Source organism: Streptomyces sp. NBC_00820 (genome assembly GCF_036347055.1).
Lineage (GTDB): Bacteria > Actinomycetota > Actinomycetes > Streptomycetales > Streptomycetaceae > Streptomyces.
Genome location: NZ_CP108882.1, coordinates 1,162,225 through 1,175,471, shown reverse-complemented (window position 1 = coordinate 1,175,471; position 13,247 = coordinate 1,162,225). Strand labels below are relative to the sequence as shown.

Annotated in this window: 11 protein-coding genes; 7 read left to right on the top strand and 4 right to left on the bottom strand. The window is 70.9% G+C overall.

What is annotated here, in order from left to right:
- Nucleotides 1-3: 3 nt before the first annotated feature.
- Both OIB37_RS05500 and OIB37_RS05495 read left to right on the top strand, forming a co-directional pair.
- On the top strand, nt 4-753 hold the full coding sequence (locus OIB37_RS05500) for a thioesterase II family protein (protein WP_330456382.1): 750 nt from the start codon (nt 4-6) through the stop codon (nt 751-753).
- A gap of 84 nt (nt 754-837) precedes the next feature.
- Nucleotides 838-1,545: a class I SAM-dependent methyltransferase gene (locus OIB37_RS05495; protein WP_330456381.1), complete on the top strand. Its 708-nt coding sequence runs from the start codon at nt 838-840 to the stop codon at nt 1,543-1,545.
- Between the two features lie 242 nt (nt 1,546-1,787).
- On the opposite strand, the gene OIB37_RS05490 is transcribed toward OIB37_RS05495, so the two are convergent.
- Nucleotides 1,788-2,249: a hypothetical protein gene (locus tag OIB37_RS05490; protein ID WP_330456380.1), complete on the bottom strand. Its 462-nt coding sequence runs from the start codon at nt 2,247-2,249 to the stop codon at nt 1,788-1,790.
- Nucleotides 2,250-2,580: 331 nt separating this feature from the next.
- Here OIB37_RS05490 and OIB37_RS05485 point away from each other — a divergent pair, with 331 nt between their 5' ends.
- The gene (locus tag OIB37_RS05485; RefSeq protein ID WP_330456379.1) at nt 2,581-4,134 is read left to right on the top strand and encodes an NAD(P)/FAD-dependent oxidoreductase; all 1,554 of its coding nucleotides are present in this window, start codon (nt 2,581-2,583) and stop codon (nt 4,132-4,134) included.
- An 8-nt stretch (nt 4,135-4,142) separates the two neighbouring features.
- The gene (locus OIB37_RS05480; RefSeq protein ID WP_330456378.1) at nt 4,143-6,236 is read left to right on the top strand and encodes a radical SAM protein; all 2,094 of its coding nucleotides are present in this window, start codon (nt 4,143-4,145) and stop codon (nt 6,234-6,236) included.
- Nucleotides 6,237-6,531: 295 nt separating this feature from the next.
- Here the strand turns inward: OIB37_RS05480 and OIB37_RS05475 are convergent, their stop codons facing one another.
- Nucleotides 6,532-7,023, bottom strand: a complete 492-nt coding sequence (locus OIB37_RS05475; protein WP_330456377.1) for a VOC family protein — start codon at nt 7,021-7,023, stop codon at nt 6,532-6,534.
- Nucleotides 7,024-7,263: 240 nt separating this feature from the next.
- On the opposite strand from OIB37_RS05475, the gene OIB37_RS05470 reads away from it, so the two are divergent.
- The 3 genes from OIB37_RS05470 to OIB37_RS05460 all read left to right on the top strand — a co-directional run bounded on the left by OIB37_RS05470 (nt 7,264) and on the right by OIB37_RS05460 (nt 10,485).
- Nucleotides 7,264-8,580 (top strand): cation:proton antiporter, encoded by a 1,317-nt coding sequence (locus tag OIB37_RS05470; RefSeq protein ID WP_330456376.1) that lies wholly within the window; start codon nt 7,264-7,266, stop codon nt 8,578-8,580.
- A 246-nt stretch (nt 8,581-8,826) separates the two neighbouring features.
- Nucleotides 8,827-9,402, top strand: a complete 576-nt coding sequence (locus tag OIB37_RS05465) for a helix-turn-helix domain-containing protein (protein WP_330456375.1) — start codon at nt 8,827-8,829, stop codon at nt 9,400-9,402.
- A gap of 21 nt (nt 9,403-9,423) precedes the next feature.
- On the top strand, nt 9,424-10,485 hold the full coding sequence (locus OIB37_RS05460) for a threonine aldolase family protein (protein WP_330456374.1): 1,062 nt from the start codon (nt 9,424-9,426) through the stop codon (nt 10,483-10,485).
- A gap of 167 nt (nt 10,486-10,652) precedes the next feature.
- Here OIB37_RS05460 and OIB37_RS05455 read toward each other — a convergent pair whose 3' ends face one another.
- Together OIB37_RS05455 and OIB37_RS05450 are read right to left on the bottom strand one after the other, a co-directional pair.
- Nucleotides 10,653-11,777, bottom strand: coding sequence for a winged helix DNA-binding domain-containing protein (locus tag OIB37_RS05455; protein ID WP_330456373.1), 1,125 nt, complete (start codon nt 11,775-11,777; stop codon nt 10,653-10,655).
- Nucleotides 11,774-12,763, bottom strand: coding sequence for an NADP-dependent oxidoreductase (locus OIB37_RS05450; RefSeq protein WP_330456372.1), 990 nt, complete (start codon nt 12,761-12,763; stop codon nt 11,774-11,776). The genes OIB37_RS05455 and OIB37_RS05450 overlap by 4 nt, the downstream gene beginning before the upstream one ends.
- Nucleotides 12,764-13,247 lie beyond the last annotated feature (484 nt).

Here is a 13,247-nt window from a genome sequence, read left to right as displayed (position 1 = left end):
CCGATGACCGGCACATGGCTGCGCTGTCCCCGGCCGCGCCCGGGGGCGGCCCTGCGGCTGGTCTGCTTCCCGCACGCTGGCAGCGGCGCGGGCGCGTTCCGCGCGTGGCCGGACCTGCTCCCACCATGGCTCGAACAGCTGACGGTGCAGTACCCGGGCCGGGAGGACCGCTTCGGGGAGCCGCTGGTCACCGAGATGTCCGCCATGGCCGAGGGCGTCGCCGACGAGATCGCCCGGCTCGACGGCACACCGCTCGTCCTCTTCGGGCACAGCATGGGTGGCGCCGTGGCCCACGAGGTCGCCCTGCGCCTTCGCCGCCTGGGACTTCCCGAGCCCGCTCACCTGGTGGTGTCCGCCCGTGAGGCGCCCGAGCACGTCGTCGGCGGGACGGTGCACCTCGGCGGTGACGCCGCGCTGCGCGCCGAACTGACCCGCCTGGGCGGCACCAGCCGGCTGCTGTTCGAGGACCCCGAGCTGTGGCAGCTCATGGCGCCTGTGATCCGCGCCGACTACCAGCTCATCGAGACCTACCGGCCCGCCCTCGACCGCCGGTTGAGCTGTCCCGTGACCGCCTTCGCCGCCGAGGAGGACACGGAACTGACCGCCGGCCAGGCCGCCGCCTGGGCGCACGTCACCGACGGCCCCTTCGGCCTGCGGACGTTCCCCGGAGACCACTTCTATCTGATCCCGCACCGGGAACAGGTGGTGCGCACGCTCGCGGACTGCCTGCTCCCGGTACTGGCCGGCCGCTGAACTCCCGTCCCCCCAAAAGGCCTTTCCGCCCGCCCACGCAGCGCAACCCGCCCCTGGCACAGCTCATCGAGGAGCACCTGGCAGATGATCGACTACTACACCCCCACCGCCGAGTTCTACGACCTTGTCGGCGGCCAGCACTGGGCGCACAGCGACCCCGCCCTGGCCTCCGCGCTCACCGGAATCGACACCGGGCACGGCCCGGTCCTCGACCTCGGGGCGGGCACCGGCCGCGCCACCGAAGTGATCGCCAGGGCGCTGCCCGACGCGCACATCCTCGCCGTGGAACCCTCGCCGGCCATGCGCACCGCGCTGACCAGCAGGGTCGTGCGCAGTGAGGATCTGCGCCCGAGGGTCACGGTGATCGCGGCCACCGCACAGGAGGTCGACCTGCCGGAGCGGCTCTCGGCCGCCGTGATCTGCGGAGTGGCCGGATACCTCGACCGGGAGGAGCGGGGCGAGCTGTGGGGGCGTCTCCTGCGGCGGCTTCCCGCCGGCGCGCCCATCATCGTGGAACTCATGGCGCTGAGGACCCCGCAACCGGTCGCGCCGATGCGGATCGCCCGGCAGCGGCTGGGCGAGCAGGAATACGAGGCGTGGCTCACCGGTGAGCCGTGCGGCGCCGACCGCATGCGCTGGTCGGCCACCTGGAGGGTGCTGCGGAACGGCGAACTGGTGCGGGAGGTCGACGTCAGCCACGAGTGGTACACCTTCGGGATCGAGGACCTCGCGGCGGAGACGGGCCTCACCGCCAAGCAGCTCACACCCGAACTCGGGGTACTGATCCGCTAGGGGGTGTCGTTTGGATCAGCTCGGGTCCGCGGCGCCCGGCACGGCACCTCGCCGCGTTGTCGGATCAGCCGAGTACGTCCGGTACGCGGCAGATCCTCCGCCTTGCGAGGCACCGACCGGACGCCGCGGCCTGATCCGACCTGATCCAAACGACACCCCCTAGTGGCCGAAGGGCCACGACCACGACGGGCTGTGATGCCGGGGCGGCATCACAGCCCGTCAGTGTGAACGGCTGGTGGAGACTAGGCGGTGCGCGTGACCGCGAACGGGATCGTCGAGTCGCCCGACTCGACGAAGCCGTTGATCGTCACTACCTCATGCGTGCCGGCGGCACACGTGACGGAGACGCTGCGGTACAGCTCGGAGTCGACGCCGTTGAGGACGCCGGTGACCGTGTTGGCGTTGGTCCACTGCACACCGCTGGACGTGAGTGTGTAGTCGCCAATGCCCTTGCCCTTCCAGCCTTCGACGGACCATTCCGTCCTGACCGAGCCGGGCGCGTCGAAGGTGACCTTGACGGTGTCGCCGGGCGCCCTGTCGAACAGGCCCTGGAACGTGCCGTTGTAGTCCGCGACGTTGGCGCCGCAGGCCGCGGCACGCTCGGTGGTGGACTGGACCGCCACCGCGGGGGAGGCCGCCACTACCGCGGTGGTGAGCGAGGCGGCGCAGAGAACGGCCACTGACAGCCGTCGTGTGGACATCATGGGGGGAACACCTTTCCGGTGAATGACACATGAAACTACCGGCCGTGCGGGCTGCCCGGATGAAGAACGGGGATGCGCGCAAGGTCGGGAGCTTTCAGGACTATAGCGATCAAGAAAAGCGGGCGGCAATAAACCATCTGGTCCATTCGTGTGAAGCCGGAAAAAATCGGTCTCCAGCACGCCTGCGAGGCAATGCAGAATGCATTCTTCTGGATTTTTTGAAATGAAACGTTTCGTCACTCGAACAGGTCAACTCCGTGTGTGCGCACGTGCTTGCCGACCTCTATGGTGTGCTCGTCCACGGCGGAAGATTCCCGAAAGAGAGATTCGAGTGACGGTGGAATCAGGCAAGGTAAAGGTGCTCGTGATCGGTGGTGGACCGGCCGGCTCGCTGTCCGCCGCGCTGCTCGCCCGATCGGGCGTCGATGTTCTCCTGCTCGAAAAAGAAGTATTTCCCCGCTACCACATCGGCGAAGCGTTGGCTTCGTCCTGTCGATCCGTCCTGGAGCTCGCCGGAGCCGCCGAGAAGGTGGATGAATTCGGCTTCGTGGACAAGCACGGCGGCCTCTTCGCCTGGGGTGCGGAGGAGAACTGGGCCGCCGACTGGACCGAGATCTTCGGCCCCGATGTGCGGTCCTGGTCCGTGGACCGGTCCGAATTCGACCACCTGCTTCTGCAGAACGCCGGGGAACAGGGCGCACGGGTCATCCAGAACGCCACGGTCAAGCGCGTCGTCTTCGACGGCGAGCGGCCCGTCGCGGCCGAGTGGGTGGACGGCGCAGCCCCGGACCGGCTCCGCACCACCCGGTTCGACTTCCTGATCGACGCCTCCGGCCGGGCCGGCGTGCTCACCGCGCAGCACTTCAGGAGCCGCACCCGGCACGAGGTGTTCCGCAACGTCGCGATCTGGGGCTACTGGGACGGCGACAAGCTGCTGCCGGACACCCCCCGGGGCGGCAGCAACATCATCTCCTCGCCGGACGGCTGGTACTGGGTCATCCCGCTGCGCGGCGCCCGCCGCAGCGTCGGATTCGTCATGCACGAGAGCACGTTCCGGGAGCGGCGCCGGGCGCATGAGTCACTGGAGGACATGCTCACCGCTCTGGTGGGGGAGTCGGACACGGTCAGCTCCCTGATCGAGGGCGACCGGCGGATCTCCGGGGCGCGGGTCGAGCAGGACTACTCCTATGTCTCCAAGGGCTTCTGCGGCCCCGGCTACTTCGTGGCGGGCGACGCCGCCTGCTTCCTCGACCCGCTGCTCTCCAGCGGGGTCCACCTCGCCTCGTACAGCGCGCTGCTGGCAGCCGCGTCGATCGTCGCCGTGCAGGACGGGGACGTGACCGAGGACGAGGCGAGCGGCTTCTACGAGTCGTTGTACCGCAACGCGTACGAACGCATGCTCGCCATGGTGGCGCGCATGTACGACCAATACCAGGGACAGGCCAACTACTTCTGGCTCGCGCAGCGGCTGACCGGCACCTCCGCCGACAAGGCCATCCGCCCCAACTCGGCCTTCGTGGAGATCGTCGGTGGCATCTCCGACCTCTTCGACGCCATCCACGGCAAGGACCCGCACGACGACCCGGCAGCGGCCGCCGCGGACGCCCTCACCGCCACGGCAACCGCAACCGTCACCGGCGACCGTACGGACGCCGGAGCCCCCGCGGACACCGTCCCCGCAGGAGCGCAGGGGCCCGACGACGACTCCCTGGCCATCGTGAAGATCCTGCCACGCGACCTCTACGACACCGGCTCGCGGCTGCGCCTGATCACCTCGCCGCGCCTCGGCCTGCGACGGGAGCAGCCCGCGCCGGGCGGCGCCACGGTGCGGCCCCCGAGGCCGGCCGCGTCGGTCGAGCAGGTCGACCTGACGGCCGGCAGGTGACGCGGGCCATGTCCTTCCAGCCCCAACGCGCGGACCGGGATGCCGTGCTCCCGGCCACCGGACGCCGTCAGGTGCACCTCGTGGACCTGACCACGATCGCGGGCGCCGAGTACAGCCCCACACTCGGCTATCTCCAGGCGGCGGCCGAGGCCGCTCCCGACGTGGCGGCCCGCTGCACCTTCACACGCCATGCCCTCATGTCGCGGGGCCCCTTCTTCGAGGAGGCGTGCGAGCAGGTCCTCGCCTCGCTGGACGACCCTCTGGTCGTGGCCTTCACGGTCTACTTCTGGAACCGGGCGAACTCCGTCGAGCTCGCCCGGCGCGTCAAGGCCGCGTGGCCGCGCTGCCACATCGTCATGGGCGGCAACGACGTGAGCCACCAGCAGGACGCCCTCTTCGCCGAGGCGCCCTGGACGGACGTCCTCGTGCACGGCGAGGGCGAACTCCGCTTCGTGGAACTGCTCCGCTGCCTCCTGGACGACCGCGAAGGCATCCGCGCCATCGACGGCGTCAGCTACTGGACCGGCGGTGGCACGGGCCGGACCCTGGTCACCACCGAACCGGCCGCACGGATCGCGGACCTGGCCACCGTGCCGTCGCCGCTCACCGCGTACTCCGACGCCGAACTGGCCCGCACCAGCCTGCTGGTGTACGAGACCAACCGGGGCTGCCCCTACAGCTGCGCCTTCTGCTACTGGGGCGGTGCCGTCAACTCCAAGGTCCGGCAGTTCCCGATGGAGCGGATCGCCGCCGACTTCGAACGCATCGTCAAGCACGCACAGCCGCACATGATGTTCGCCCTCGCGGACGCCAACTTCGGAATCCTGCCGAGAGACGTCGAGATCGCCCGGCTCCTGGTGGACCTGTGCGACCGGCACGGGAAGAAGGTGGACTTCTTCGTCACCTGGGCGAAGAACTGCAACAAGCGGATCATCGAGACGGCCACGCTGCTGCGCGACGGCGGACTGCTCTCCCCGGTGACGCTGTCCACCCAGTCCTTCGACCCGACCGCGCTCAACCTGGCGAATCGCTCCAACATCCGCGTCGACAACTTCCGCAAGCTGCAGGCGGAGTTCCGTGACCTCGGCATCCCCACGTACACCGACCTCATCTGGGGCATGCCCGGCGAGACGTACGAGAGTTTCCTGAGCGGCACCGAGGAAGTGCTGGCCGCCGGCGGCACGCCGCTGGTCTTCCCCCTGCTGCTGCTCAACAACACGGACTACACCCGGGAGAAGTTCCGGCGGGAACAGCGGCTGGTCGTCCGGCACCTCCCGGTGGACGTCAGCGATCCCGAACTGACCGGCGACATGGTGGTCGCACACTCCACGATGACCGAGGAGGACTGGCTGCGCGGCCTGGAGTTCAGGCTCTGCCTCTACCTCTTCCAGAAGTCCCTGCTGCGCTGCACCCTCCGCCTCCTGCACGCGGCCTGCGGAGTGCGCATCGTGGACCTGTGCGAGCAACTGCGGGAGCTCCTGTTCGAGCGGTCGCCCGACGCCGTGGCCGGAGCCCTCGCCCGCAACTACCGCCAGGCCTGGCGGGAGCCAGGCACGATCGACTGCGCGCTGATCGAGGAGGAGCTGGGCGTCAAGGTCGGCAGCGGCGAGATCTACGGCCGCCATGAGATCCACTACGAAGCGGCCGTACACCGCCTGGTGCGGGACCCCGCGGTCCTGGAGCACTACGTCGACGAGGCGGTCACCGTACTCCTCCGGTCGATCCCGCGTGACTCCTGGCCCGACGACGAAGCGCTGCGGGCCGCACGAGAGCTGGACCGGGCCGCCGGCGCCGTCTTCCGGTCCGTCATCACCGGCGAGGCGGAGCCGGCCCCGTTCCGCGCCCGTCCCGGGCTGCTGGAGCTGCTCCGGGACGCCGGCGACCTTCCGTCCGACCTGGTCTGTCCGCCGGGAGCCGAGGTGGCCGGACGCATCAGCGCACCAGCCGCCCACCTGGAGGGCCTTGCGTCGAGCCACCGCTTCAGCCGCTTCGTGGGCCTGGTCTGGCGCGGGATGGTCGCGCCGCTGCGCGAGGCCGTGGTCGAGTGGGACGTTCCCCGCCCTCGCGCTCACGACCGCGAAGTGAGCCACGCGCGGGGATGAGGGGGCTGCCGCGCGGGGTCGAGGGGGCCGCCGCGCGAAGTGACGGTCGCGCCGTCCCGGGGCCGCTCCCGGGACGGTCCGCACCTGGCGGCGCCGGTTCCTCGATCGAGCTGGGTCCGGAGGGCATGCGCGATGAAAACGGGCCCGGCGTTCCGAGCGATCCGGCGACAAGGCGCCACCCGGGGATCAGTGAACACGCACCGTGCCGCCGGAGGGGGCGCCGGGCTCGCCTTCACGCATGGCCGGGCGGGCGCCCCTTCGCCGTGGTCGCGGCCGGCGGACGTACCGGACTCGTTCAACAAGCCGTATGACCGTGCGCGGAGGCCGCCATGCGGCGGGTCAGCTCGTCGAGCGGGACGTCCTCCACGGGCGTGGCGACGATCCACCGGTGGCCGAACGGGTCTTCCAGCATGCCGACCCTGTCGCCGTAGAGCTGGTCGGAGACGGGGAGTACGACCCGGGCCCCGGCCGCGAGGGCGAGCTCGAAGACCTCGTCGACGTCGTCCATGTAGATGCTGATGGCCACCGGCGTGCCGCCGACCGACTTCGGACCGCGCATGTCGTGTTCGGGGAACTCCTCGGCGAGCATGATCAGCGAGTCGCCGACCTCCAGTTGGACGTGGCCGACCCGGCCGTCGGGTTCGCACATCCGCAGGCGCACGGTGGCACCGAACACGGTGCGGTAGAACTCGATCGCCTCGTCCGGGGCGTCCACGAAGAGATGCGGGGTGATCCGTGGACAACTCGCCTGTCCGCGAACCGTCTTCACATCGCTGGTTTCTGTCACCCCGCCATCGTCGCGAGGGTCCCGTGGCCCGCGACCACGCGACGCGCAGGTCCGGGGCGCTATGACACGAAGGAGTGCCCCGGTCAACCGCCGTCGCGCACCAGCACCCCGGGAAGAACGTTCCGGCTACGCCGCCCTGTTGCGCGTCGGGCGGTTCGGCGCTGCAATCGACGGGGAACAAGCCCGGGCCAGTACGAACGGCAAGTCCCGTTCTGTGACGGTCACCGCTGACGGGAAGAGGTGATTGTCCTGGACCTTCGTCAACTCGCCGCGGGCTCCGGTGACGCCGCGACCGGACACGTGCTCGCCGGACTCGCCGTCATACTCGCCGCGGCGTTCGTCTTCGCCCGGCTCGCCAAGTCGATCCGGCAGCCGATGGTGATGGGAGAGATCGTCGCCGGAGTCGCCCTGGGTCCCAGTCTGTTGGGACTCTTGCCCGGCCACCTGACCGATGCCGTCTTCCCGGCGGACACGCGCCCCGTCCTCCAGGCGCTCTCCCAGTTCGGGCTGGTGCTCTTCATGTTCGGCATCGGCTACGAGCTGGACTTCGCCCATCTGCGGGGGAGCAGCTGTCAGGTGACCGTGGTGTCCCTCGGTTCCATGGCACTGCCGTTCGCCATGGGCGCCGGACTGGCGGTGCTGCTGTTCCCCTGGTACGACACGACGCAGCTCGGCACGGACGGCGTGCTCGCGCCGGCGCTGTTCCTGGGGGCGGCGATGTCGATCACCGCCTTCCCGGTGCTGGCCCGGATCATCGCCGAAGGCGGGATGCGGCGCAGCCGTATCGGCGCTCTGGCCCTCGCGTGCGCCGCCGTACAGGACTTTCTCGCCTGGTGCGTCCTGGCCGTGATCGTGGTCGTCGTCAGCGCGAGCGACCTGTGGTCACTGGCACGGATGGTCCTGGAGTCGGGTCTGTTCGTGCTTCTGCTGCTCTTCGTCGTACGGCCGGGGCTGCGCGGGCTGTTGCGCCAGGAGCGGCGGTGGACGGCCGGCGGCTCTGTCGTCCAGGTCGTTCTCGTCTGCGGACTGCTGCTGTCCGCGTGGGCCACCACGGAGATCGGGCTGCACGCCGTCTTCGGGGCCTTCGCCTTCGGCGCCGCCGTGCCGCGCGACCGCGTCGATGCGGCCGCCCCCCAGGTCGCCGGGCGCATCGAACAGACCAGCCTGCTTCTGCTGCCGGTCTTCTTCACCGTGACGGGGCTCTCGGTCGACCTTGGGCGGCTCGGCACACACGGCGTGATCATGACCGTCGCGGTGATCGTGGTGGCTTGCGCGGGAAAGTTCATCGGGGCCTCCGCCGCCGCCCGTCTCTCGGGAGCGTCGAGGCGTGAGTCGGCGGTACTGGGCGTGCTTCTGAACGCCCGGGGGCTGACCGAACTGGTGATCCTCAACGTGGGTCTCGGGCTGGGCGTGCTGGACAGGCGGCTGTTCAGCTGCATGGTCGTGATGGCGCTGGTCACCACCTTCATGACCGGGCCGCTGCTCGACCGCCTCGGCCCCCACGAGGAGACGCCTCCGGCGGCCCTTCCCCGGGAAGGCACCGAGGAACACGCCTGACCCCTCCGCCCCCGGGACCGGCCCCGCCGGCGTCCGCCTGGAGGCGCGCGCCCTCGGGGTGTCTCCCCGCCCGTACCAAGGGCCGGGCCGTTCCCCCGTGCGACATGCCGACGGCGGTCGGCATCGCCCATGACGTTCACTAAAACGAACGTATGGTTCATCGCATGGGGTCGTTTGGTATAGTGAACGCATGGTTCATTCAATCGGGCCTGTCCTGTCCCGCACCGCGACGTACAGGAGTCGCTGATGACGCCCCCACCGTCCGGCCGTCAGCCGGTGAGCAGTACCGCGGCAGCGGTCGGCGCGAAGATCCGCCTGCGCCGTCAGCAGCGCGGCATGAGTGCCGCGGAGATGGCCCGGCGCGCCGGGCTGAGCAAGGCCACGCTGTCGCAGCTGGAGGCCGGCAACGGCAATCCGACGATCGACACCCTGGACGCGATCGCGATCGCCCTGCGCATCCCGATCGCCGACCTGCTGGCGCGTGACGCCGACACCGGGCCGGTCTTCCGGCCGGCCACGGACGTCGAGCCCGGCGAGGTCTCCCGGGAACTGCTGCGCCGCATCAGCAGTGGCAACAGCCTGGAGATCTGGCGGCTGCGTATCCCCCCGGAAACGGAGCTGCCCGGCGTCCCGCACGCCACCGGCACGATCGAGCACCTGCTCATCGCCTCCGGGCACGTCACCGCCGGCCCCGTCGACGCCCCGCAGGACCTGGGTCCCGGCGACATGCTCGCCTTCGCCGGGGACGCCCCGCACTTCTACCGCACCGGCGCCGAGGAAGTGGACATCACCGTCGTCTTCGCCTCCCCGATCAGCACCTGAGACCGAGGAAGACCCCCTCCCATGAACACCGCCATCGCCGCCACCCCCGCCAGCCGTGCCTTCATCAGCGACAACATGGCCGGGGCGTCCCCGCAGATAGCGCAGGCCGTCGCCGACGCGGCCGTCGGGCAGGTCCTGCCGTACGGCAACGACCCCTTCACCGCCAGCGCCCGGCGCAGGCTCGGCGAGATCTTCGAGCGGGACGTCGACGTCTTCCTGGTCTCCACCGGGTCCGCCGCCAACGCCCTGAGCCTGGCCGCCGTCACCCCGCCGTGGGGCAGCGTGCTCTCCCACCCCGACAGCCACATCAACCACGACGAGTGCGGCGCTCCGGAGTTCTTCACGAACGGCGCCAAGCTGGTCGGCGTTCCCGGCGACGACAGCAAGATCGACCCCGACGCACTGCGGGCCGTCGTGCGCCGCCGGGCCGGTGACGTGCACAGAGTGCAGCCGTCCGCGGTGAGCATCAGCCAGGCCACCGAGAGCGGCAGCGTCTACACCCTGGAGGAGATCCGCCGCCTGTCCGCCATCGCCAAGGACGCGGGACTGCGCGTCCACATGGACGGCGCGCGCTTCGCCAACGCCCTGGACCATCTCGGTGCCGACCCGGCCGAGATGACCTGGAAGGCCGGCGTCGACGTCCTGTCCTTCGGCGCCACCAAGAACGGCGCGATGACCGCCGACGCCATCGTCTCCTTCGACCCCGCACTCTCCACCGAGCTCGCCTTCCGCGCCAAGCGCGCCGGCCAGCTCGCCTCCAAGATGCGCTTCCACTCGGCCCAGATCGACGCGTACCTCACCGACGGCCTGTGGCTGCGCAACGCCCGCCAGGCCAACGCGATGGCCACCCGGCTCGGCGACGGTCTCAAGGCCATCCCCGGTACCGGTCTGCTGGCCACGCCGCAGGCCAACATCCTCTTCTGCCGCCTGCCCCAGCACGTCACCGAAGGACTCCTCGCCGAGGGCTACGCCTTCTACCACGACCGCTGGGAACCGGGCATCGTCCGGTTCGTCACCGCCTTCTCCCACAGCGCCGACGACATCGACCAGCTCCTCGACGCGGTCCGCCGCCACACCCGCTGACCGGCGGCCGGGAGAAAGGCCGCGGTCGCACCGGCGCCACGGACACGGGGATCCGCGTGGCACAGGGTTTTCCAGGCGTACGCGTCACCGGCACCGGCACCGGCACCGGCACCCGCAGCGGCGGCGTCACCGGCAGCGGCGGCCTGGGCGGACACCGGGGCGGAAGCTCAAGACGGCCGGGCCGCGGCCATGTCGCCGCAGGACAGCAGCCTGCCTCCCACGAACGGCAGCAGTCGCTCGGCCTCCTGTTCCAGGGCCGCCCGATCGGCGGGACGGAGCGGCCGGAACGGGGTGAGCCGCAGCGTCCCGGCGTCGAGGGACCACGTGCCGTGCACACGGCCGTCCACCAGGAAGGTGGGCCGTACCCGCGCCTGGCCGGGCATCACGCGTTTACGGTCCTCGTCGCTGATGACGCGGGTCCGGTCAGCGTGGCCGAGCAGGGCGTTGTCGAACGCGGGCAGCAGCCGTACGGGGGCGGGGGCCTCGGGGTCGGGCATCTCCGCGTCGGCGAGATCGAGCAGTTCCCCGCCGTCGGGGCCGCGGTAGCGGCGCAGTTCGGCACGCATCTCCGCGACGACTTCGCCCAGGCGGGTCAGTCCGCACCAGGCCTGGACGTCCTTCACCCCGGCCGGTCCGAAAGCGGCCAGATAGCGGCGGATCAGCTCCTTGGCGGAGTCCTTGGCACCGGTCGCCGTCGCTGCGGTCACCATCGGCTGTCCCAACCACGCCTCGGCGGATGTGACGGAGACCGCCGACCGGTTGCCCCAGGAACCCCAGGCGCCGGTGGCCGCGCCGTGGACGAGCGGAGTGCGTAGTTCAACCTCCCCGGCCAGGATGCGCCCGTCGCGTCCCGGGTGACGTTCGGCCAGCCGCCGGGCCAGCTCCCTGCGCGACAGCGTTCCGCCTCCGAGCAGGCCGAGTCCCTCGGCCACCAAGGAGGCCGGGTCCAGGCCTGTGCTGTTCCGGGTGAAGTGGGCCGAGCCGGCGGTGCGGTCGAGCACGGGCTGCAGCAGCGGCCGCAGCCGGCGGAAGTCGTCGGCCGTGGCGAGGTGTTGGGTGCTGCGGAGCAGGCCGGAACGGACCACCTGCCGGTCCTCCAGCAGTGCGGTGAGCTGGGACTGCGTGAAGCCGTGGATCCTGCTCCACAGGCCTACGTAGGGCCAGTTGGGCTCCTGAGCCTGCAGTGCGACCAGTCGCCCGATCACCTCCAGCGCAGTGCGATCGGTGCGCGCCAGCAGGAACTGCCGTTCCAACAGCGATCTGTTCAGGGCCCGGAGGGAGAGCGCGGTCACGGCAGAAGCACCGAGACATTGCCCTGGTAGGAACCCTGAAGCAGCGAGAGGAACGCCCGCGGCACGTCCTCGATCCCACCCTCGACGACCGTCTGCGGGTAGACGAAGCGGCCCTCGCCCAGCCACGTGCTGAAGTGCTCCCGCCAGGCCGCGATCTGATCGGGTGTGTGGTAGCAGGAGAACGGCAGCAGCTCGACGCCCTTGGCCTCGGCCGCCGCGCGGTCGGGCTTCGGGAAGCGCTCCGCCGCGCCGCCGAGCTGGCTCGACAGTGAGCCGCACAGGGCGAAGCGCGCCCCGGGCCGGGCCGCCCGCAGCGCGGCGTCGTACTGCTCGCCGCCCACGACGTCGAAGAACACCGAGATGCCCTCGGGCGCGAGCTCCCCCAGCCGGTCGGCCGGGGCGCCGTCGTGGTAGTCGAACGCGGCGTCGTAGCCGAGTTCGTTCACCAGGTACTCGGCCTTTGCCGGGCTTCCGGCACTGCCGATCACGCGCGCCGCGCCGAGACACCTGGCGATCTGCCCGGCCAGCGAGCCGACCCCGCCCGCCGCACCGGAGACGAACACCACGTCGCCCTCACCGACGGCCGCCACGTCGGCCATCCCGTAGTAGGCGGTCGGCCCCTGGCCCAGGTGAAAGCCGGGGTCGGCGAAGAGCCCGCGGTCGAGCTTGACGTACCCGGCGGCCGGACCCGCCGAGTACTCGCTCCAGCCGGTCATCGACTGGACCAGGTCGCCGACCGCGAGTTCGGGGCTGTCCGACCGGACGACCGTACCGATGGTGGCCACTCCCACCCGCCGGCCCGGCTGCCAGGCCGGCACCGGGAGGGTGCAGTCGGCCCGCATCAGCTCCAGGTACGTCGCGGCGAGCCCCACCTGGTCGGTGCGCACCAGGACCTCGCCGTCCACCTCGGTCTCGGCGACGGTGAAGTGGCCGAGCGTCGGGACGCCGGTGATCTGCGCGGTCAGCCGGATCTCACGGGTGATCATTTCGTGGTCCTCACATCGGTCCGGTACGGCCTTCGATGTCGACCCTAGGGAGGCTTCCGGCCACTTCCTGACCGGAACCGGGGCAGTGTTCCGGCATGGCGGACACCAGCTCACGGACCTTCACTGGCCCTCAGGCTGCTTCTCCCTGCCGCGCCGCGGACCCACCGGCACCGGCCCGGCCTGGAACCGGCCGGCCGGCTCGGGGTGCCCGAGCGGACCGTGCGCGGCGACGCCGACCGGCTGCGCGAGCTCGGCCACCCGACCGGCTGCGCGAGCTCGGCCACCCGACCGGCTGCGCGAGCTCGGCCATCCGGTCGGCGTGGCCCGGTGCGCGGACGGCAGCTGCGGCGGCTACCGGCTCGCCCCCGGCGCCGACCGGAACGTCGTCACCGCCACGAACGCATCCCGTCGCACCCCGTCGCACGCCGTGCTCGACCGGTCCCACGCGCCCGGTCTCCGTGCCGCGGCGAACTCTGTCCACAGG

Bases quoted from the DNA above. Each gene is read 5' to 3' on its own strand.
- OIB37_RS05450 (WP_330456372.1), bottom strand. From the start codon at position 12,763: ATGATCACCCGTGAGATCCGGCTGACCGCGCAGATCACCGGCGTCCCG.
- OIB37_RS05495 (WP_330456381.1), top strand. From the start codon at position 838: ATGATCGACTACTACACCCCCACCGCCGAGTTCTACGACCTTGTCGGC.
- OIB37_RS05460 (WP_330456374.1), top strand. From the start codon at position 9,424: ATGAACACCGCCATCGCCGCCACCCCCGCCAGCCGTGCCTTCATCAGC.
- OIB37_RS05500 (WP_330456382.1), top strand. From the start codon at position 4: ATGACCGGCACATGGCTGCGCTGTCCCCGGCCGCGCCCGGGGGCGGCC.
- OIB37_RS05490 (WP_330456380.1), bottom strand. From the start codon at position 2,249: ATGATGTCCACACGACGGCTGTCAGTGGCCGTTCTCTGCGCCGCCTCG.
- OIB37_RS05465 (WP_330456375.1), top strand. From the start codon at position 8,827: ATGACGCCCCCACCGTCCGGCCGTCAGCCGGTGAGCAGTACCGCGGCA.
- OIB37_RS05480 (WP_330456378.1), top strand. From the start codon at position 4,143: ATGTCCTTCCAGCCCCAACGCGCGGACCGGGATGCCGTGCTCCCGGCC.